Source organism: Flavobacterium saccharophilum, assembly GCF_900142735.1.
In the GTDB taxonomy this organism is placed as follows: domain Bacteria; phylum Bacteroidota; class Bacteroidia; order Flavobacteriales; family Flavobacteriaceae; genus Flavobacterium; species Flavobacterium saccharophilum.
The window spans coordinates 461,282-482,168 of record NZ_FRBY01000004.1; the positions used below are offsets into that span (position 1 = coordinate 461,282).

The 20,887-nt window shown below is 34.6% G+C and carries 24 protein-coding genes; 19 read left to right on the forward strand and 5 right to left on the reverse strand.

The genetic code is table 11. The features are described 5' to 3' along the window. Positions 1–62 precede the first annotated feature (62 nt). The 9 genes from BUA98_RS15105 to BUA98_RS15140 all read left to right on the forward strand — a co-directional run bounded on the left by BUA98_RS15105 (position 63) and on the right by BUA98_RS15140 (position 7,754). Complete coding sequence (locus tag BUA98_RS15105) at positions 63–806, forward strand: SDR family oxidoreductase (protein WP_072973886.1); 744 nt, start codon at positions 63–65, stop codon at positions 804–806. A gap of 289 nt (positions 807–1,095) precedes the next feature. Next, positions 1,096–2,397, forward strand: coding sequence for an epoxide hydrolase family protein (locus BUA98_RS15110; RefSeq protein ID WP_072973888.1), 1,302 nt, complete (start codon positions 1,096–1,098; stop codon positions 2,395–2,397). A 384-nt stretch (positions 2,398–2,781) separates the two neighbouring features. Continuing rightward, positions 2,782–3,192: a cupin domain-containing protein gene (locus tag BUA98_RS15115; protein ID WP_072973890.1), complete on the forward strand. Its 411-nt coding sequence runs from the start codon at positions 2,782–2,784 to the stop codon at positions 3,190–3,192. Between the two features lie 149 nt (positions 3,193–3,341). Then, positions 3,342–4,379, forward strand: coding sequence for an alpha/beta fold hydrolase (locus BUA98_RS15120; protein WP_072974114.1), 1,038 nt, complete (start codon positions 3,342–3,344; stop codon positions 4,377–4,379). Positions 4,380–4,487: 108 nt separating this feature from the next. Further along, on the forward strand, positions 4,488–4,898 hold the full coding sequence (locus BUA98_RS15125; RefSeq protein ID WP_072973891.1) for an organic hydroperoxide resistance protein: 411 nt from the start codon (positions 4,488–4,490) through the stop codon (positions 4,896–4,898). 50 nt (positions 4,899–4,948) lie between these two features. Further along, positions 4,949–5,722 carry a DUF1223 domain-containing protein gene (locus BUA98_RS15130; RefSeq protein WP_072973893.1) on the forward strand — a complete coding sequence of 258 codons (774 nt, stop codon included), beginning with the start codon at positions 4,949–4,951 and terminating at the stop codon, positions 5,720–5,722. Beyond that, positions 5,719–5,865: a hypothetical protein gene (locus tag BUA98_RS22395; RefSeq protein ID WP_159433473.1), complete on the forward strand. Its 147-nt coding sequence runs from the start codon at positions 5,719–5,721 to the stop codon at positions 5,863–5,865. Before BUA98_RS15130 ends, BUA98_RS22395 begins: the two co-directional genes overlap by 4 nt. 124 nt (positions 5,866–5,989) lie before the next feature. Then, positions 5,990–7,006, forward strand: coding sequence for a sensor histidine kinase (locus tag BUA98_RS15135; protein ID WP_072973894.1), 1,017 nt, complete (start codon positions 5,990–5,992; stop codon positions 7,004–7,006). Further along, positions 6,987–7,754 (forward strand): LytR/AlgR family response regulator transcription factor, encoded by a 768-nt coding sequence (locus BUA98_RS15140; protein ID WP_072973896.1) that lies wholly within the window; start codon positions 6,987–6,989, stop codon positions 7,752–7,754. Before BUA98_RS15135 ends, BUA98_RS15140 begins: the two co-directional genes overlap by 20 nt. Before the next feature lie 142 nt (positions 7,755–7,896). Here the strand turns inward: BUA98_RS15140 and BUA98_RS15145 are convergent, their stop codons facing one another. From BUA98_RS15145 to BUA98_RS15165, 5 genes are all read right to left on the reverse strand, one after another. After that, positions 7,897–8,691, reverse strand: a complete 795-nt coding sequence (locus BUA98_RS15145) for a DUF1223 domain-containing protein (RefSeq protein ID WP_086065346.1) — start codon at positions 8,689–8,691, stop codon at positions 7,897–7,899. Between the two features lie 277 nt (positions 8,692–8,968). Then, positions 8,969–9,781 (reverse strand): helix-turn-helix domain-containing protein, encoded by an 813-nt coding sequence (locus tag BUA98_RS15150; RefSeq protein WP_072973898.1) that lies wholly within the window; start codon positions 9,779–9,781, stop codon positions 8,969–8,971. Positions 9,782–9,845: 64 nt separating this feature from the next. Further along, on the reverse strand, positions 9,846–10,733 hold the full coding sequence (locus BUA98_RS15155) for an oxidoreductase (protein WP_072973900.1): 888 nt from the start codon (positions 10,731–10,733) through the stop codon (positions 9,846–9,848). Between the two features lie 252 nt (positions 10,734–10,985). Next, positions 10,986–12,575 (reverse strand): ABC-F family ATP-binding cassette domain-containing protein, encoded by a 1,590-nt coding sequence (locus BUA98_RS15160; RefSeq protein WP_072973902.1) that lies wholly within the window; start codon positions 12,573–12,575, stop codon positions 10,986–10,988. A 195-nt stretch (positions 12,576–12,770) separates the two neighbouring features. Beyond that, positions 12,771–13,166, reverse strand: coding sequence for a DoxX family protein (locus BUA98_RS15165; RefSeq protein ID WP_072973904.1), 396 nt, complete (start codon positions 13,164–13,166; stop codon positions 12,771–12,773). 164 nt (positions 13,167–13,330) lie between these two features. Between BUA98_RS15165 and BUA98_RS15170 the strand changes: the two genes are divergently transcribed. From BUA98_RS15170 to BUA98_RS15215, 10 genes are all read left to right on the forward strand, one after another. Further along, positions 13,331–13,903, forward strand: coding sequence for a Crp/Fnr family transcriptional regulator (locus BUA98_RS15170; RefSeq protein ID WP_072973906.1), 573 nt, complete (start codon positions 13,331–13,333; stop codon positions 13,901–13,903). Positions 13,904–14,229: 326 nt separating this feature from the next. After that, positions 14,230–14,784, forward strand: a complete 555-nt coding sequence (locus tag BUA98_RS15175) for a YceI family protein (RefSeq protein WP_072973908.1) — start codon at positions 14,230–14,232, stop codon at positions 14,782–14,784. A 4-nt stretch (positions 14,785–14,788) separates the two neighbouring features. Then, positions 14,789–15,007 (forward strand): tautomerase family protein, encoded by a 219-nt coding sequence (locus BUA98_RS15180; RefSeq protein WP_072973910.1) that lies wholly within the window; start codon positions 14,789–14,791, stop codon positions 15,005–15,007. 5 nt (positions 15,008–15,012) lie between these two features. Further along, positions 15,013–15,747 carry an SDR family NAD(P)-dependent oxidoreductase gene (locus BUA98_RS15185; RefSeq protein WP_072973912.1) on the forward strand — a complete coding sequence of 245 codons (735 nt, stop codon included), beginning with the start codon at positions 15,013–15,015 and terminating at the stop codon, positions 15,745–15,747. 71 nt (positions 15,748–15,818) lie between these two features. Next, complete coding sequence (locus tag BUA98_RS15190) at positions 15,819–16,577, forward strand: type 1 glutamine amidotransferase domain-containing protein (RefSeq protein WP_086065348.1); 759 nt, start codon at positions 15,819–15,821, stop codon at positions 16,575–16,577. Positions 16,578–16,645: 68 nt separating this feature from the next. Beyond that, complete coding sequence (locus BUA98_RS15195) at positions 16,646–17,131, forward strand: cupin domain-containing protein (protein WP_208857994.1); 486 nt, start codon at positions 16,646–16,648, stop codon at positions 17,129–17,131. 80 nt (positions 17,132–17,211) lie between these two features. Further along, a complete protein-coding gene (locus tag BUA98_RS15200; RefSeq protein ID WP_086065350.1) occupies positions 17,212–17,694 on the forward strand; it encodes a nuclear transport factor 2 family protein in 483 nt (160 codons plus the stop codon). Positions 17,695–17,711: 17 nt separating this feature from the next. Beyond that, positions 17,712–18,797, forward strand: coding sequence for an NAD(P)H-dependent flavin oxidoreductase (locus BUA98_RS15205; protein ID WP_072973914.1), 1,086 nt, complete (start codon positions 17,712–17,714; stop codon positions 18,795–18,797). 84 nt (positions 18,798–18,881) lie between these two features. Then, the gene (locus BUA98_RS15210) at positions 18,882–19,463 is read left to right on the forward strand and encodes a TetR/AcrR family transcriptional regulator (protein ID WP_072973916.1); all 582 of its coding nucleotides are present in this window, start codon (positions 18,882–18,884) and stop codon (positions 19,461–19,463) included. Positions 19,464–19,525: 62 nt separating this feature from the next. Then, positions 19,526–20,740 carry an MFS transporter gene (locus BUA98_RS15215; protein WP_072973918.1) on the forward strand — a complete coding sequence of 405 codons (1,215 nt, stop codon included), beginning with the start codon at positions 19,526–19,528 and terminating at the stop codon, positions 20,738–20,740. The last annotated feature ends 147 nt before the right edge of the window (positions 20,741–20,887 follow it).

The following is a 20,887-nucleotide window of genomic DNA, read 5'->3' on the forward strand; positions in this document are numbered from 1 at the left end:
CCGCTAAGAAAGTAATATACTTTCAGATTTAACTTTGTACCGTTAATTTAAAACATAAAAAAATGGACAATTTAAAAAATAAAGTTGCCGTAATTACCGGAGGAAATAGTGGTATTGGTTACGCAACAGCAAAACAATTTAAAGAACAAGGAGCAACCGTTATAATCACCGGAAGAAGAAAAGAAGCAATTGAAAAAGCAGCTACAGAATTAGGAGTGCATGCCATCGTTGCGGATCAGTCTCTTGTTTCAGATATTGAAAATCTGGCTGCAAAAGTAAAAGAAGATTTTGGACAAGTGGATATTCTTTTTATAAATGCTGGAATTGCTGGTTTGGGAACGATTGAACAAGCAACAGAGACTTTGTATGATGATATTATGAATATCAATTTAAAAGGAGCTTATTTCACTTTAAGCAAATTTATTCCAATCTTGAAAGATGGCGCATCTGTAGTATTTCTTTCTTCTAATACTGCCAGCATGAGTGGAGCGGGATCATCCATTTATTCTTCAAGTAAGACCGCACTGAATACTGTGATGAAAATTGCAGCTGTAGAATTAGCGCCACGAAAAATCAGAGTAAATTCGGTTAGTCCTGGCCCAACAGAAACAGAAGTAATGAAAAAAGTAGGTTTAGATGAAACGACTGTAAAATCTATTATGGATGTTGTGGTTGATAGAATTCCCCTAAAACAAATGGGAACTTCAGAAGATGTTGCCAAAATGGTTTCGCATTTAAGTAGTGATGCTTCAAAATTCATCACCGGCGCTGATTTTATTATGGATGGGGGAATGGTTTTAGCTTAAAGACTTAAAAGTTTAACCGCAAAGGGCGCTAAGAGCTACACAAAGGTCGCAAAGTTATTATCATATAGCTTTGCGATCTTTGCGTTTAAATAAAGTCCTATTGATTAAAACCCTTGCGCATCTTGCGGTTAAGTCTCAAAGTTAAGTCTCAAAACATTTCAAATTTCACGCTGTCCGTTTCGCTCCTCACTTTGTCCGTTTGGACTATTTTATGATTCTAAAACAAAGATTGTCAGGATACTTTTGACCAGGAAATTACCTAATAGTCAAATAATTTAAAATCAAAAAAATGGAAACAATTCAAAAGAATAAACGTAGCTTCTTAAACGCAATTGCAACAGGAGCTTTTATACTGATCGCATCAACCAGCTTTGGACAGCAAAAACAAGTTCAGACAGCAAAAGAGGCAGAGGCTATTCGGCCGTATCACATTAGTGTCAATCAGGAAGCTATTACTGATCTTAAAAATCGTATAAACGCTACCAGATGGCCAGCGCAGGAAACCGTTACAGATCAGTCGCAAGGAGTAAAATTAACTCAAATTCAAGGTATTGTAAAATATTGGGGAACTGATTACGACTGGCATAAAACAGAAATGAAACTAAATGCCTTACCTCAATTTATTACTAAAATCGACGGATTGGATATTCAATTCATCCATGTAAAATCCAAACATAAAAATGCGCTGCCAATTATCATTACACATGGCTGGCCGGGATCATTCTTTGAACTTTTAAAAGTTATTGGCCCGTTAACAGATCCTACAGCTTATGGAGGAAAAGCCGAAGATGCATTTGATTTGGTAATTCCGTCAATGCCGGGTTATGGTTTCTCAGAAAAACCTAAAGGAACAGGTTGGGGACCAGAAAAAATTGGAACTGCCTGGGATGTATTGATGAAACGTTTAGGCTACAAACATTATGTATCGCAGGGAGGCGATTGGGGTTCTGTAATTGCAGATGCAATGGCACGTCAGGCACCAGAAGGATTACTAGGCATTCACGTAAATATGCCTGCGACAGTTCCGGCAGATGTAGCAAAATCACTTAAAGATGGAGATCCTTTACCTGCAGGATTATCAGTAAAAGAAAAAGCAGCCTTTGTTTCTCTAAATAAATTATACACCAAAGGCGGTGGTTATGCTGGAATGATGGTAACAAGACCTCAAACTTTAGGATACGGCCTTACAGATTCGCCAGTAGGTTTAGCTTCTTTCTTCTTAGATAAATTCAATGAATGGACGTATAGTGGAGGAGATGCTGAAAAATCGCTTACAAAAGATGAAATGCTGGATGATATTTCATTGTACTGGCTAACTAATACAGCCAATTCATCTGCTAATTTATATTGGGAGAATAACAATAACAACTTTAATGTTGTAGAGCAAAAAACAAATGAAATTAAAATTCCGGTGGCAGTAACTGTATTTCCGGGAGAAATTTATCAGGCACCAAAAAGCTGGACGGAGAAAGCCTATAAAAACCTTATTTATTTCAATGAAGTAAACAAAGGGGGCCATTTTGCTTCGTGGGAAGAACCACAACTTTTTGCAGAAGAAATGCGTGCCGCTTTTAAATCAGTAAGAAAATAATAAATTTAAAAGAATTACAAAATGAAAAATAAAGTTAAAATCATTGCTCATACACTATGGGTAATACTATTCGCTCTATTGTTGAGTGAGATTATGGCTTAAGTAATAGTAATTTAAAAGAGGTTCTGTTTCCATTTTTTTTGGAAGCAGGACCTTTTTTAATTTAAAAACTATGAAATAAAAGAGGAGCATAGCCTTATAAAGGATGATTGCTATCTGACATATTTCATTTCTTAATATGCTAATAAAACTCCAGCTTTAAGCCTGTCCGTTTCACTGCTTAGTTTGTCCGTTTGAGCTATTTTCTGATTTCAAAAAGAGGATAGTCGAAGTACTTTTGACAAAGAAATTAACTGATAATCAAACAACTTAAAAATAAATAGCATGAAAACAAATTCAAACTTCAGAACAAACGCAATAACAATTCTTAGCTTTTTTGCATTACTTATTTCAGGTGCTGTTTCAGCTCAACAATCAGGAATAAAACGCACCGATTTACAAAAACATGACCTTAGCGTTCCAGGATACGAAACCGTACAGGCCAAAATCGATTTTGATGCGCATTCCGCTTTCGGAAAACATTCGCATCCTGGTGAAGAAGTTATCTATGTTTTGGAAGGTTCATTAGAATATGAAGTGGAAGGTAAGGGAACAATAACATTAAAAGCTGGAGAGGTACTTTTTATTCCGGCAGGAGTAGTGCATGCTGCGAGAAACAACACTAATGCAAAAGCTTCAGAACTGGCAACTTATATAGTTGAAAAAGGAAAACCTGTTTTGGTTTTGAAAAAGTAATTCATCAACAAAATTTTCAACTTTCAGTCTGTCCGTTTCAACTTTTACTTCGTCCGTTTGAACTCTTTTCTCATTTCAGAATAACTATAGTCAGACTACTTTTGAAGAAGAAATTAACTAATAATCAGATAATTAAAACATCAGAAATTATGAAAACAATATCAAAAATCTCAAACCGTATTACAGCTTTAACTTCTAAAGTATTTTTAATCGCAGTTCTTTTCTTTGCCATGACATCAATCAATGCACAATCAGAAAATCAAAAAACAAATGCAATTGCAGTAAGCTCTTCTCTTGGAACATTAAAACAAATCAACGCCGGTTTATTAAACGTAGGATATGCTGAAGCCGGACCTTCAAACGGAAAACCGGTAATTCTGCTTCACGGCTGGCCTTACGATATTCACAGTTATAATGAAGTCGTTCCCATTTTAGTTGCAAAAGGCTACAGAGTAATTACACCCTATTTAAGAGGATCAGGAACAACAACCTTTCTTTCAAAAGATACTTTTAGAAACGGACAACAAGCAGCTTTGGCAAGTGATATCATTGCTTTGATGGATGCGCTTAAAATCGACAAAGCCGTTATTGGCGGTTTCGACTGGGGAGCAAGAACAGCGGTGGTTATGGCAGCACTTTGGCCAGAACGTTTACAAGGATTGGTTTCTGTAAGTGGTTATTTGGTGGTTAATCTTGAAGCCAATTTAAAACCATTACCTCCAAAAGCAGAATTAGGATGGTGGTACCAATATTATTTCGCAACAGAAAGAGGAAAATTAGGATACGCCCAAAACACTTATGAGTTCAATAAACAAATCTGGCAAATAGCTTCTCCTTTATGGAAATTCGACAAAGCAACTTACGATCAAACAGCGCAGTCTTTTGATAATCCGGATCACGTAGCAATCGTAATTCACAATTACAGATGGAGACAATCTTTGGAAGCAGGAGAATCTAAGTACGATAGTTTAGAAAAACGTTTGTCAGCAAGACCTGCAATTAAAGTTCCGACGATCACCATAGGAAGTGATTTTGATGGCGCTTTCGCGGATGGAAAAGCGTACAGAGACAAATTCACAGGCAAATATGAACATAGAGTTTTAAATGGAATAGGGCACAACGTCCCACAAGAAGATCCAAAAGCATTTGCACAGGCAATTATCGACGTAGCTAATGGTAAATTGTAAATGGTTAATGATTAATTACCTTTTACATCTCACATTTTACATCTCAATATCAAGCATATAAAAATCACAATTAACAATTAACAATTAACAATTCACAATTAATAAGTCATGGAAACAAAAATCTTATACACAGGAAAAACACACACAACTGGTGGTCGCGAAGGAGCATCTCAAAGTTCAGATGATCAATTGAATATTAAATTGAGTTCTCCGGGGTCTTCACGTCCGGGAACAAATCCGGAACAGCTTTTTGCAGCTGGATGGTCGGCTTGTTTTATTGGCGCAATGGGAATCGCTGCTTCAAAATTAAATATTAAACTGCCTGCAGATACTGCCGTTGATGCAGAAGTTGATTTAGCTGTAACAGACGGAGCTTACTCCTTACAGGCAAGATTGAATATCAGTCTTCCCGGCTTAGATGCTGAAACAGCAAGAATACTGGCTGACGAAGCGCATCAGACTTGTCCTTACTCTAAAGCGACAAGAGGGAATATTAATGTTGAAATTAATATTCTATAAAATCAAAGCCTCTTCGAAAGTTGAGGCTTTTTAAAATAAAATTTTAAATCATGAAAAAAATAAAATTAATACCCGCATTCTTTATTGCAGTGATTCTCCTAATTGGAATAACTGCTTTTGGACAAAACAATCCTGAGAAAAAAGCAGTGAAAGGTTTTGCACTTTTAGAACTGTATACTTCTGAAGGCTGTTCGAGTTGTCCACCTGCAGATGACTTGATGGGGAGAATTCAAAATGAATATCAAAACGACAATGTTTATGTTTTGGCGTATCACGTCGATTATTGGGACAGACAGGGCTGGAAAGATGTTTTTAGTAATGCCGATTATACTCAAAGACAATATGATTATGCCAAGTTCCTTGGAAAAGAACCTATTTACACACCGCAATTAATCATAAACGGAAAAGCAAATTATATCGCTTCACAGGAAACTTTGGTGAGAAACGGAATCAAATCAGCACTTTCAAAACCTGTTACAACCGATTTGTCTTTAGAAGCCAGCCAGGCCAATAATAATCTTAACGTAAATTATAACATCGAAGGAACTTTTAAAAACAGTAATTTGCTAGTAGCTATTGTTCAAAAAGCAGCTAAAAGTAATGTAAAAAGAGGGGAGAACGCGAACCGTGTTTTATCACACTATCAAATTGTACATCACTTACATTCAGTAAGTTTGAAAGACAAAAAAGGAACAGTTTCGATTCATTTACCAAAAAGTTTTAATGAAAAAGATTTTGAAGTAATTGGTTTTGTTCAGGATAAAAACAATGGCGGAATTTCAGTAGCAACAAAAGCTAATTTCCAATCATCTTCTGTTTTATGAAAACGCTCTTCTTAAGCTTAAGCCGTTGCAGTAAAACGGAAAAAGCAAAACGCAGCAATATTTTAAAGCGTAATGAAAATGATCTTGTTATAAAAGAAAACATCATGCAGTTAATGCAGGATAATAAAGCACTTTGGCTCTAAATCGAATTTTGAAAGGCTATGAAATCGGGATGAAAATATTTTGTTCCGATTTTTTCCGTCATTAAAAATGCTTTCAAAATATCCTATCTTTGACAAAGCAAGATCTAAAAACACATAAAAAAACATGGAAAAAGTAAAAAGCTTTCACGTTTCCCGAAAGGTGATTTGGGGAAGTTCTATAGCATTGGCGATTCTTGCTTCAATACCAAAATTATTTGACGGCGCTTCGACTCCGGGAGATATTATCATTAATTCTTCGATTACCCTGATGTTCTCTATTTTTATTTGGTATTACAATATTTACAGCCTGCCTAAATTTTCGTCTCAACGTACCAATAAAAGCCTATTCAACTGGAAACTTTTGTTGAGTGTTATGCTTGGTATAGCGGTTATGGTTATTTTGGTAATTGGCCATCAGGAGCTTTTTCAGATTTCAAAAATGGACGCTCCCATTATGTTTGAGTTGCGCGGTATTTTAATCAATCTGATCGTTTATATGTTCCTGCATTTGCTTTTTCAAAACTATCAGACACAGCAAATGGGAATGGAATTAGAACGTACGCATGCCGTAAATCTGGGAGCACAGTACGAACTTTTAAAACAACAGGTTAATCCGCATTTTTTGTTTAATAGCCTGAATACGTTGAAATCGATGGTAGAAATTCAGGATCCGCAGAGCGCTGATTTTATTCTGAAACTATCAGATTTTTACCGATTTACATTAGAAAGCCGAAAAATGGATTTGATTCCGTTAAGTGAAGAACTTCAGATTCTGGATTCGTATGTTTATCTGCTGAAAGCCCGTTTTGAAGACGGATTTGTTTTGATAAATGAAGTCGATAAAAAACAATATGATTCGGCTATTCCGCCCTTTACTTTGCAATTATTAATAGAAAACTGCATTAAGCACAATGTGGTTTCTTTGGATAAGCCATTGCACATTAGGTTATATTCTGAAAATGATTTTTTAGTTATTGAAAATCCAATTCAGCTCAAAAGAGGTGTTTTGTCAACGGGCGTTGGTCTGGATAATATCAATCAGCGTTTTATGCATTTAATTCATAAGGAAATTGAAATTGACAAAAACGAAACTATTTTTAAAGTAAAAATACCCATGATCTATGACTATCATAATAATTGAAGATGAAGTAAAAACGGCCAAAGCACTTGGTCAGCTTATTTTGAGTATCAGACCCGATACTCAAATTTTGTCGTATATACAAAGTATAGACGGAGCCGTGAGTTATCTGTCAGAAAATGATCAGCCTGATCTTATTTTTATGGATATTCAGCTCGCAGATGGTTTGTGTTTTGAGATTTTCAAAAATGTTGAAGTTCTGTCACCTGTAATTTTTTGTACTGCTTTTGATGATTATGCGATTGAAGCTTTTAAATCAAACGGAATTGATTATGTCTTAAAACCATTTTCAAGAGAAAGTATTGCTCAGGCGATTAAAAAAGCAGCTGAACTAAAGAATTTCTTCCAAAGAAATAAAAAAGTGATGCCGGATTTCGAGTATTTATTAACACGAACTGGCGAGAATAAAGGAAAGAGTAGTTTTTTGGTTTTCAAAAACAATAAGTACCAAACGGTTTTAACCGAGAACATTGCATTATTCTGCATTAAAAATGAAACCCCAACAATTATTACTTTTGATAAAACCGAATATCAAATTACGCAATCTTTGGATGAGGTTCATAAGCTATTATCTCCAATACAATTCTTTAGAATCAACAGGCAAAATTTGATTAATTTTTCTGCCATTAGAGAAGCAGAGCATTATTTTTCCCGTAAATTAATTCTAAAACTAACCATTCCAACGGAAGAAAAATTATTGGTTGGAAAAGAGAAAGCAACTGCATTTTTGAGTTGGTTGGAAAACAGGTAACTTTACTGGGTATTTAACCGCAAAGCACACAAAGTTTTTTTGAAGTATTGGGGCGTTATAAAAACGCAAAGGTCGCAAAGCTAAATGTTAACTTTGCGACCTTTGTGTATACCGATAGCTATAGGGATTGCGTACTTTGCGGTTAAATTTTGTCAGCTTTTTTGGTTATCGAAATTTTTCCCGTTCTGTTATCTTGAATAAAACCAATTATTTCGAAATCTTTTGGATTGAAATTATCGGGTTGTACGATCTTTACATTTCCTTCTTTTTTATTCAGTTGAAAAGAATTAAGCTGTTTTACAATCTGAATATGACGAAGTGTAGCACCTTGGTTTTCTCCGCGAAATACTTTTGAAATGGCTTGCTTCTGAATGGTAGCGAAAACCAAATTAATATCTTTTTGAAGCAGATTAGTTGTGTAATTAATTTCTAAAGAATCTTTATTTGATTTTACCGTAAGATTTAAATCTGCCATTGTTTTGGTTTTGAGGGCATTTGAAACTTTTTCGTATAAAGCAGATTCATTATAACCTGCAAATTCTGTAGTTCCGTTAATAATGAATTGCGGCGTATACATTACGTACAGATTTAACCAATCCAGGTATTTTTGTTGACGTTTTGTAAATTCATTCGAACTAAATTGATCCTTCCATCCCAAACGATCCCAATAATCAACGTGATAAGCTAAGAGGTAAATATTTTTGTTTCCCGCCTCACGTTGCAATTTTGCCAATAATTCATCAGCAGGAGGACAGCTCGAACAACCTTCAGAAGTAAAAAGTTCTACTACAGCAAAAACATTGTTATTTACGGTTTCTAATTTTGCTTTTTCCGTTTTAAAACTCCCGGCAATTTCGCTTTCGGGAAACATAAAACAATCTAAAAAGAAGAGGGAGGAAAGCGTTATAGCGAAGAAAATCAGGATACTATTTTTCATAATTTCTATTTTTAAAATTTGACATTCTGTTTATTTACTCAAAGGTAAAATCACAGTTACTGTTTTTAAAGCGAAAAAATGTCAAGTGTCCATAATGGCAGTTGAACAGCCCAATCTTGATGTGGAAAAGAACAGAATTTAACCGCAATGGGCGCAATCCCGATAGCTATCGGGATACGCAAAGGTCGCAAAGCTAGTAGTTAGCTTTGCGACCTTTGCGTTTTTATAAAGCCCTCTACTTCAAAAAAAAACCTTGCGTACCTTGCGGTTAAATTTTTCACACTTTCGATGGAGATAATCCGTATTGTTTTTTAAAAGCGAACGAGAAATGAGAAAGATCTTCAAAACCAACTTCCAGATAAACTTCAGATGGGGTTTTTCCTTTTTCTTTTATAAGATAATAAGCTTGTTGCAATCGCTTTTGGAGTAACCATCGGCTTGGTGAAATGTCAAAAACACGTTGAAAGTCACGTTTAAAAGTAGCCAGACTTCGACCAGTTAAATAAGCAAAACGGTCTAATTGTACATTAAAATGAAAATTCTTTTTCATGAAAGCTTCCAGATCAATTTTACCGGGTTCATTAAAGTCAAATAAAATATCTTTGAGTTCCGGTTTGCATTGCAATAAAATATTTATGGCTTCATTTACTTTTAAAGCCTGAAGCTCCTCTGTAATTAATTGATCTTCGTTGATATAAGGAATCAGTGAATCCATTAAGCTTTTAAGCAACGGAACTTCTTTTAACTGAAATATCGTTTCGGTTTCAGGATTCTTAATTAAACTGGTTTTCTGATTGTGTTTTATGGAAAAATCACGCAACGCTTCCTGATTCAGATAAATTGAAATGGACTGAAAAGCGGTATTCGGATCGGGTTGTTTATTGAATTTTATGAGCTGATTCCTTTTGATAAATCGAAAATCACCAGGCTTGAAAACATACTCTTTGGTACCATTGTTTAAAGTAAGTACTCCCGAAATCTGAAAACTTAAAACATGTTCTGCCGCAAATTGCTCACCTTCCCGATTTTGGGTATAGTAGCAGGAATAAGCAATTGGAGATGTTTTTTGATTTATTTTGGAATCGTTCATATCACAAATTTATAAAAAAATGGACAGTAAAAGGGATTACTGCCCACTACAAAATACCTTTAAATTATTGTTTTTTAGCATTATTGGTATACCATTTTCCCTGTGCTGTATCAAAAAAACTTCCGGCATCATCATGATCTGTAGATAAACTAATATCGATCCATTTTTTCATTTCTTCTGTTCGGTTTTTATCAGCATTTTTTAAAATACCAATTGCCTCGCTACCTAATACCAAGTGTACCGGTGGGTTTGGATGAGAAGCTAAATCTACCATTACTTGAGCTGCTTTTTCAGGATCTCCGACAGCAACAAATTTTCCTCCTTTGAAAAAATCAGTACGTTGTTTTACCATTTCGTAGCCTTCGATTTCAGCTGCATACGACATAGAAGCGCCTGCCCAATCCGTACGGAAACCACCTGGTTCAACACTGGTTACGAATATTCCAAGCGGGGCAACTTCCTTAGCCAAAGCTTCCGTAAAGCCACTTAAGCCAAATTTTGCCGCCTGATACATCGTTAAACCTGGATTACCAACGCGCCCACCAATAGAACTGATTTGTAAAATCCTTCCTGAACCTTGTTTACGCATATAAGGCAATACAGCACGTGTAATTTCAATAGGTGCATATAAATTGGTTTCCAACTGACTTCTAACTTGTTCATCAGTATAAGCTTCAGCTGCACCAATTATTCCGAATCCGGCATTGTTTACTAATACATCTATTCTTCCAAAATGTTCTGCTGCTATTTGAACGGCACTATACACTTGTTCGTAATTAGTAACATCTAAAGCTAAAGGAAAGATTTGATCTTTAAAACGTTCCTTCAAATCATTTAATTGATTGATATCGCGAGCTGTTGCTACAACTTTATCGCCACCCTCTAAAACTGCTTCTGTAAGATTACGTCCTAATCCTCTTGAGCTTCCTGTAATAAACCATATTTTGTTCATTGTAATTGTATTTAATTGTTCATTACAAAATTACATCAGAAGCTATGTTTGCTGTTTTGTTGAAAAGCTCAAATTTATTTGTTTAAAAGCTCAGTATTATTATAGATAGAGCCTTGCCCTTTTGTCCTAACTTCTGGAGGAACAAGCCATTTTGAGGCCTGGACTTCACTTTGGTGTAGCGCCTTCTTTACTATATAAAAGCTTTAATTGTTAGTTAATTAATAATTAAAGTTTTACTGTAAATAAAGTACTTTAACTTAAAATGATACTGTTGTTTATATTAATTTGTTTTAAGAAAAAATCATCATGAGAAACCACAACTAAAGTTCCCTGATATTCATTAATTGCAGCCGTTAATATCTCGATATTCTGAATGTCAAGATTGTTAGTTGGCTCGTCTAAAATAATCAGATCTGGAGCTTTATTGGTTATTGTTAAACCGCAAAGCATTAGTCGCATTCTTTCGCCACCACTTAAAAACTCACAAGGTTTATCCCAATCTGATTTTGTAAAAAGAAAACGGTTTAACCGCATTTTAATATCGTGTTCCTCTAAACTAGAACTATTGTTTTGCTGTGCTTGTTTGTAAACAGTTAGCTCGGTATTGATTAATGAATAATCCTGATCAATGTAAACGCTGTTGCAGTCTGTTATTTTTAAAGTTCCTGATTGTGGTTTTATTTCTTCTAAAATTAGTTTTATCAGTGTCGTTTTTCCAGAGCCGTTATTTCCTTTTATGGCAATTCTCTGGCCACTTAAAATCTGAAAATTTAGATTATTTTTCCAAATTAGCTCTCCGTTATAGCTGTAATTGAGGGATTCGGCTGTTGCAATAATTTTACCTTTATGCAAAGCAGAATGATCGAGTCCAAATTTCATTTTATCAATACCTGGAATTTCGGCACGCAATTCGCGTAATTCCTGTGAGATTCCACCAATCTTTTCCTCATGAACACTTTTGGTTTTTGAAGTACTGTTTTCAGCATTGTTGCGTAAAGTGTTCATCATAATTCTGGCAACTCCGGCTTTTTCCTGTTTCTTTTTTCCTTTTGCATCAGATTTTTGTTGTCTTTCCAGGGTTTCCCGCTGTTTTTCTTTGGCTTTCTGAAGTGCTTTTTCTTTTGAATGAATATCTTGTGTCAGCGCGTTTTTCTCGATACTTTTTTGTTCTGAATAGAAATCAAAGTTACCACCGTAAGATTTGATTCCGTTTGACTTTAATTCGCAGGTTGTAGCAAGTAAATTGAGTAATTTTCTGTCGTGACTAACGATTAACATTGTATTTGCCGTTGTTTTAATAAATTGATACAATGACTCCCGACCCTGAACATCTAAATGATTACTCGGTTCATCAAGTAAAATGAGTTTTGGCAGATGAATCATAATACCCGCAAGAAATACTTTTGTTTTTTCGCCTCCGCTTAAGGATTCTAATTTTTGATTAAGTTCAAATTTGTTTAATTGCCAATATTTTAAAGCCTCTGTACAGCGTTCTTCAATGGTCCAGTCGTCATTAAGCAGATTCAGATTGTTTTCCGTTACATTGCCTTCAAGAATTTCCTGTAAAGCATTGATTTTTTGATCAATCTGCAAAGCTTCTGCAATCGTCAAATGATTGTATTGTCCGAAAATTTGAGGAATATAATACGGTTCAGCATCTAGTTCTAATATTCCGCTTGACGGAAATAATTCTTTTGCTATAATTTTTAATAAGGTCGATTTTCCAGAACCATTATTGCCCACTAAAGCAATTTTAGCATTGTTGTTTACTGTTAGACTGATGTTGCTGAACAGCAATTCTTTATTCGAATGTGTGTATGAAATGTTTTGTAGAATAAGCATAATCTCTTTCTTAAGCATTAATAAATCAGCAAACCGTTGAGCGGTTTACTATCTCTATATCTGAAAGAAATTATTTATTCACATTTGTGGAGGTTTTATTTTGAAAGTGCAAATATAAGAATGTTTTCAATAGCATCAAAAATGCCTAAGAGATGATCTTAGGCATTTTACATTTCTATTTGAAGTAATATAAAATTAATAAACTATATTTTGTGTGTAACTGGCTGAGTATAATTTACGAAACATGGCATAAGTTACACTAACCATTACAAAAGCAATAATGGCATCGATTGTGGCAGAAAAGCCTAATACAGCTAATTTTGAAAAGAAGGCGAAAGTGATGTCGAAGAAAATACCCGCAAATACCCATTCTTTCAATCGTAATAATTTATTCGGAATTAATAAGGTAATAACGCCCGCTACTTTGAATACCCCAAGCAAGTAAATAAAATGCTCTGGATAACCTAATTGTTGTGTAATTCCCCAAACAATTGGATTGGTTGTAAGTTCGAAAAAACCGCTGGCGCCAAACCATAAAGAAGTTAAAATAACACCTGTCCAATAAATAATTTTTGTTGTTTTTGCATTCATGATTTTAATTTTTTAAGTTGTTAAACAGCACAAATTTGCGTCAGAACACTCTCATTAAATAGCCATAATTTATTGAAGTGGACAATTTAGATGTTTAAATAGACAATCAATAAGTTGATTGTTTTTAACTTTACATTTCGAAAATTAAAATCGGTATTTATTCAATGGAAGCCAAAGAACTATTACAACAACATATTGCGAAAATCGCATCTATAAAAGAAGAAGATTTTGATTATGTATTTTCTCATTTTAAACCAATGTCTTTTAAAAAAGGACAAGCAATTCTTAGTGAAGGGGATAAAGTAGATTGCGAGTATTTTGTAACTTCAGGTTGTTTGAAAGCTTTTTTTATTAATGATGAAATAAAAATGTACATATTACAGTTTGCCATGCCAACGTGGTGGACATCTGATTATGCTGCTTTATACAACCAAACACCGGCAACAATAAGTGTTGATTGTATTACAGATGCAGAAGTGCTTTGTCTTTCTAGTGAAGATCGCGAAAAACTTTGTAGCGAGTTCCATCAGTTAGAACATTTTTTCCGCTGGCGAACTAATAGAGGTTATATTGCTTCTCAAAAAAGACTTTTATCCTTTATGAATAACAATGTCAAAAAAAGGTATGAGGAACTTTTGTCATTATATCCTCAATTATACAATCTTGTCCCAAAACATTTGATTGCCGCTTACTTAGGTGTTTCCAGAGAAACTTTAAGCCGTTTGCATAGCTCTTAAAAAAATTGTGATTTTATGTAGATAAAAATTTCACGGAGATTTGGCAGATTTAAGCAGATTTAAAAAGATTTTTTTTTAACATTAGCACATTAATAATCTGCGTTAATCTGCCTAAATCTTTTTAAATCTGCGTGAAATAAAAAAACTTTGCGGCTTAGCTCCCGATAGTTATCGGGATTGCGAGATTAAAAAAGCAAACTTAAGTCTGCGTGAAATAAACCAACATAATTTCCTGATTTCACCCCAAAATCAGAATGTGATCTACATCACGTAACCAATTTTCATAGTCGCCGTTCCTTTGTATTGTACTTTTAAATACAATAAAAATGGAAACAACAAATTTTAAAATCGTAAGCTCAAATAGCAACGTAGAATGGACTGGTAGAAAAGTTACCGGTGCTCATAATGGTACAATTGGTATCAAAGAAGGTAATTTCATCTTTAATGATGGAATAATACAAGAAGGGAATGTTGTCATCAACACTTCTTCAATTAAAATTCTGGATGTAACAGATCCGGCAACAAATGCACAATTCGCAGGTCATCTTGCCTCAGATGATTTTTTCTCAATCGAAAAATTTCCTACTGCCTCTTTTGATATTCTTACTGTTAGAGAAGTATCAGACAGCACTTATTATCTTGAAGGTAATCTTACCATAAAAGATATTACTCACGTTGTTGGTTTTGAAGCAACGGTTGAAAACAATAGAAATAACATTACCCTTTCAGGTAAACTGGTAATTGATCGTACTAAATATGATATCAGATTCCGTTCAGGGAATTTCTTCAAAGATTTAGGAGACACCTTAATTTACAACGACTTTGAGTTGGATTTTAATATCACAGCCGAAGCCATCTTTTCAGAACAAGCTAAAAACTAAAGCCATGCCTTACGTAAAAATCGAATTGACTCGCGAAGGAGTAACACGCGAGCAAAAACAGGAATTAATCAGTGGTATAACCAACCTGATTACAGACGTATTAAACAAAGACCCGCACTTAACTCATATCGTGATTCAGGAAGTAGATTTAGACGATTGGGGTTACGCAGGAGAACAAGTATCAGTATTAAGAGAAAAAGGCATTACAGCCGATAAAAAATAAATATCATGAAAAAACAAACAATAATTGTAACAGGTGCAGCATCTGGTATAGGAAAAGGAATCGCTAAATATTTTTTAGACAGAGGCGATAATGTGGTAATCAATTCAGTAACTCCAGCTTCGTTAGAAATTGCTTACAACGAATTTGGTGCAGGAGATAATCTGGCAATGTACGCCGGAGATATCAGCGATAAAACCACTGGAGAACAATTGGTAAAAATCGCAATCGAAAAATTTGGCTCAGTAGATGTATTGGTAAACAATGCCGGAATTTTTGACAGCAAACCGTTTTTAGAAGTTGATGAAACTTACTTAGACAAGTTTTTGACTACAAACTTAAAAGGAACTTATTTTACTACTCAGGCAGTTGTTCCTCAAATGTTAGAACAAAAAGGCGGTGTTGTAATTAACATCGGAACTCCATTGGTAAATCATGGATTAGGCGGATGGCCAGCTTCGGCTCCGGTTGCAAGTAAAGGTGCTATTCATGCATTGACCATTCAATTGGCAGCAGAATTTGGAAAACGTAACATTCGTTTTAATACAGTTGCTCCAGGAGTTATCAGAACGCCAATGCACGGTGATAAAGCAGATCAGAATGCGGGTCTGCACTTATTAAACAGAGTGGGAGAAATTGATGACGTTGCTGAAATGGTATACGTTGTTGCAAAAAGCACTTTCATTACCGGATCAATTATCAATGTTGATGGAGGAAAAGCAGCCGGACATAATTTAAATTAATTAAAAAAGAATAATAACTGCTTCAATGCTTTGTAGCTATATAAAGCATTGAAGCATAAATAATAAGAAAAATGAAAAATATAATTAAATCAGTATTTATTGCTCTTTTTGCAATAAGTAACCTTGCGGTTATTGCGCAGGAAAACAAAAAAACAAAAGTATTATTTGTTTTGACTTCACACAATAAATTAGGTGACACCGGAGAATTAACAGGTTCATGGATTGAAGAATTTGCAACACCTTATTTTTACTTTTTAGATAAAGGAATTGAAGTGGTAATCGCTACTCCAAATGGAGGACAGGCACCAATTGACCCGAAAAGTAATGATCCGTCATTTCAAACTCCGGCAACTAAACGTTTTTATGCAGATCAAAAGGCACAAACTGCATTGGCTAGTACAGTGAAAATTACCAGTGTAAAACAAAAGGATTTCAAAGCCGTTTTTTATCCAGGAGGTCATGGTCCAATGTGGGATTTGGCTACTGATAAAAATTCGATCCAACTTATTCAGGATTTTTACAATAATAGCAAACCAATTGCTTTTGTGTGTCACGCACCGGCAGCTTTGGTAAATGTTAAAGACAAAAGTGGAAAATATCTGATTGACGGAAAAAAAGTAACAGGCTTTACTAATAATGAAGAAGCAGCAGTTGGATTAACCAAAGTGGTACCGTTTTTATTGGAAGATAAACTAAAAGAACGAGGAGGTAAATATTCTCAGGGTTCTGATTGGAGTTCTTATGTAGTAGAAGATGGCTTATTATTAACTGGTCAAAATCCACAATCTTCTGAGGAAGTAGCTACTAAATTATTATCAAAAATAAAATAAGTAATGATTTGGTATGGTTTGAAAAACGGCTGTACCAAATCTTTTTTTAATATTTAAATAGATTCGTTATGAGATCTAAAATTTTCTGTAATAGTATCTTAGTGCTATTTTTTATTTTTGCTAACCTAAGTGCTGCACAAGGACTAAGTATTAAACAATTTAATTTTATTAATCCGGAAAATATAGTCTGGAATTCATTTTCTGCTTTTCCTGAAAAAGTAAAACTCGCCATTTTAGTGGGTAATCCAACTAAAGCGGAACCCTTTATTGTTCGGGTAAAAGTACCTAATGGCGAAAAGATAATGCCGCACGTACATCCTGAAGACAGAATATATACGGTGATTTCAGGTGTTTTTTATATTGGAATAGGGGACAAGTATGATGAAAGGAAATTACAAGCCTATCCGCCTGGTTCAGTAGTGATATTACCAGGAAATACACCTCATTTTCATCTTGCTAAATCGGGTGAATATGTTACTCAGGTATATGCCATAGGTCCTCTTGGTTTAGGCTATCTGGATAAGCAATTTGATCCGAGAATAAAATCTAAATAATACTATTTAAGTGATGTAGATCACGTACTCTTCTCGCTGTTTCTTTTGAAATTTGTAGTGTAATTATAAACTTAAAAATCATGAAACTGCAAAAATCAAAATTGTTAGTATCAAAAGTAATTTTATTAATCGTTTTTATATTCTTTAATGCACAGGGTATGAAAGCACAAAACAATAACACAATGAAAACTCATAATTTAGATACAGAAGCCATTACAGATGCAATAGAAAATTATTATTTTAAAGGTATTTACGAAGGAGATGCCATACTGTTGGAAAGCATTTTTTATCCCGGAACATTAGTGTATGGAGATGTAAACGGGCAACCGTACTTTAAAACAGCTGACTTATATTTAGATGGCGTTAAAAACAGACAAAGTCCGAAAGATGCAGGCAAACCTTATAAAGGCGAAATTCTCAATATAAAAGTCGTAAACTCAATTGCGATGGCAGAGATTAATTTAAAAATGTACGAGTTTAATTATCGGGATTTTTTATCTTTCCATAAGATTAATGGCAAATGGTATATTGTCAATAAAATGCTGACCAATGTAAGTGAATAACTTTAAAAAGTAAAGTCATGTGGTACAATACAAAAGCAACAGAATTACTTGGAATTCAATATCCAATATTACAAGGACCATTTGGAGGTAATTTATCCTCTGTAGCCTTGACCGCAGCGGTTTCAAACGCTGGCGGACTGGGTGGTTACGGTGCCTATACAATGACACCTCAGGAAATTTTTGAGGTTGATAAACAAATAAAAGCAGCGACTGATAAACCGTATAATCTTAATCTTTGGGTTTCTGATCATGATATTGCTGAAGCTGGGTTATCAGAGGAACAATTCAATAAAGCTGCAGCATTATTTAAACCTTATTTTGATGAAGTTGGAATCCCGTTACCGGAAAAACCAGCTTCCTTTCAATCCAGATTTGAAAATCAATTGGACGTTATTTTAGATGTTCGTCCAAAAGTATTCAGTTTTATGTTTGGTGCATTGCCTCCCGATGTTTTGGAACAAGCCCGAAAATTAGGAATTATAACGGTTGGGGCTGCAACAACTTTAGACGAAGCTATTTTTTTAGAAAATTCAGGTGTTGATATGATTATCGCATCCGGTTTTGAAGCTGGTGGACATCGTCCTTCATTCTTAGCTTCGGCAGAAAGCTCTTTAAACGGAACTTTTGTTTTGCTGCAATTAATTCGGGAGAAAGTAAAAATTCCGGTTATTGCGGCTGGCGGAATTGCAAATGGAAAAGGAGTTGCAGCAGCATTAGCTTTAGGAGCAAGTGCAGCGCAAATCGGAACCGCTTTTCTGGCCGTTGATGAATCAAATGCATTGCCAATTCACAAACAAATGTTGTTCTCAGATGCAGCTAAATATTCTACTTTATCACGCGCTTATACCGGAAGATTGGGTCGAGGAATAACCAGTAGAATTGCAAAGGAAATTATGGGGAAAGAAGCAAGTGTTTTACCATTCCCACTGCAAACGACTTTTATGTCACACTTGCGTAAAGCCGCGCTCGATCAGGAAAAATGGGATATGATTTTATTTTGGGGAGGACAAATTGCACCCATTTTAAAACATACAAAAGCCACTGAATTAATGCATTCTTTGATTGAAGAAACAACGGCTTATTTTGATAATTTAAAAGCTTAGTAGAAAATTATTTTTAAATTAAAGTTAATAGATTTTGAAATAAAGACCGTTCGGTCTATATTTGCAACTTAGAATTTGGAAATCATGAGTAAAGCAGAACGAACCAGACAATTTATAATTGAAACGTCGGCGCCTCTTATTAATAAAAAAGGCATGGCGGGTACTTCATTGAGTGATATAATGGAAGCTACAAAGTTGGCTAAAGGAGGTATCTATGGTAATTTTGAAAATAAAGAGGAAATCTGTATGGAGTCTTTTTTATATCTCAGAACACAGTTAGCATCAAAATTAGATGTAGCGGCTTCCAAAGGTAAGTCGGCTAAAGAAAAACTTTTTAATTTGCTGGATGTGTATGGCAATCGAAAAAATATGGCAGAAGGTTGCCCTATTATGAATTTTGGAACAGAGGCTGATGACACAAATCCAATCATGAAAGAACTGGTAAAAAAAGCAATTCTTTCTGCTCAGAAAAGATTTTTAACTATAGTTGAAGAAGGTATTCAGAATAAAGAATTATCATCAGAAATAAATCCGGAACATTTTAGTATCAGGACTTTCGCTATGATAGAAGGCGCTATTTTGTACCGAAAAGTATTTGGAAACGATGATCAGATGCATATCGTTCTGGACAGCATTAGGAATGAATTTGAAAAGTATGTATTATGACATATTTTTTTTGAACAATTTTAGACCGATTGGTCTATTTTAATAATAATAATTTTTACAAAATGAGAAATTTAGAAGAAAACCATAAAGGTTTCAGCACCCTTTTAGCTCTGGCACTTATACCACTATCCGGATTTGCAACAGATATTTATTTACCATCGCTTCCTGCCATGGCAAAAGACTTAAATGTAACAGCCGGTGCCATTCAGCTTTCCTTAGTCTTTTTTATGTTCAGTTTAGGTGTAAGCCAGATTTTTATAGGAAGTATATTAGATAGTTTCGGGCGTTTTAAAATAAGTATTGCTTCATTGGCGGTCTTTTCGGTAACAAGCTTTATTATTGCTTTTGTGCCTAATATTTATGTTATATATGCCATGAGGGTTATTCAGGGAATTGCAATTGCTTTTATTGTAGTCTCAAAACGTGCTTACTTTGTCGATCTGTATTCAGGAGACAAATTAAAAAGTTATATCAGTTTATTTTCTATCATTTGGGCCTGTGCGCCAATCATGGCTCCGTTTTTAGGAGGTTATTTACAGAGTTTATTTGGCTGGAGATCTAATTTTTATTTCCTTGGAGGATTATCATTACTCTTTTTGATTTTAGAACTTTTATACAGTGGAGAATCACTAAAATATTTTCATCCGTTTAAATTGAAATCCATTGCGGAAACCTATTCTGGTATGCTGAAAACAGCCGATTTTACATTAGGAATCGTAATTCTGGGGATTTGTTTTGGTTTAGTAGTGGTGTACAATTTGGTTAGCCCTTTTATCATAGAACGTGTATTTGGTTATTCTGCAATTACAACGGGTTATAGCTCCTTATTATCCGGTTTATCTGTTATGACCGGAGGAATTATCGCAAAATCGCTTATTCATAAACCGTTGGTAAAAAAAGTAACAATTGCCGTTTCTGTACAGCTGACTTTAGTAGTATTAATGATTTTTACTTCGCAATTTGTAAGTAATATTTATACGGTAATTGGTTTTACAATGGGATTAAATCTTTGTGGCGGTTTTATCTTTAATATTATTTACGGTTACTGTCTGAGCCGTTTTTCAAAAAATGCTGGTATAGCAAGCGGGCTTACTGGTGGGGCCACATACATGGTAAGTTCTGTCTTTAGCTATGGATTTGTTAATCTATATGCCGTTAAAAGCCAATTATTGCTTGGTTTAGCAAACCTGTCTTTGATTTTAATTATCAGTTTAATTTTTATAGCTTTTAATAGATATAGATCACGAAATGCAATAGGTGCTACTGCTACAGCTTAAAAATAATAGTTACAAGGTTACTATATAGGGAAATCACGCCACTTAATATTCTGGGAGAGATTTTATTGTCGCTTACTATTTCTTTAAGTTTCAAATTATGCTTTTTGCCGAAGCTAACGAGTCATCTGTCGAATTTTTAATTTTTTA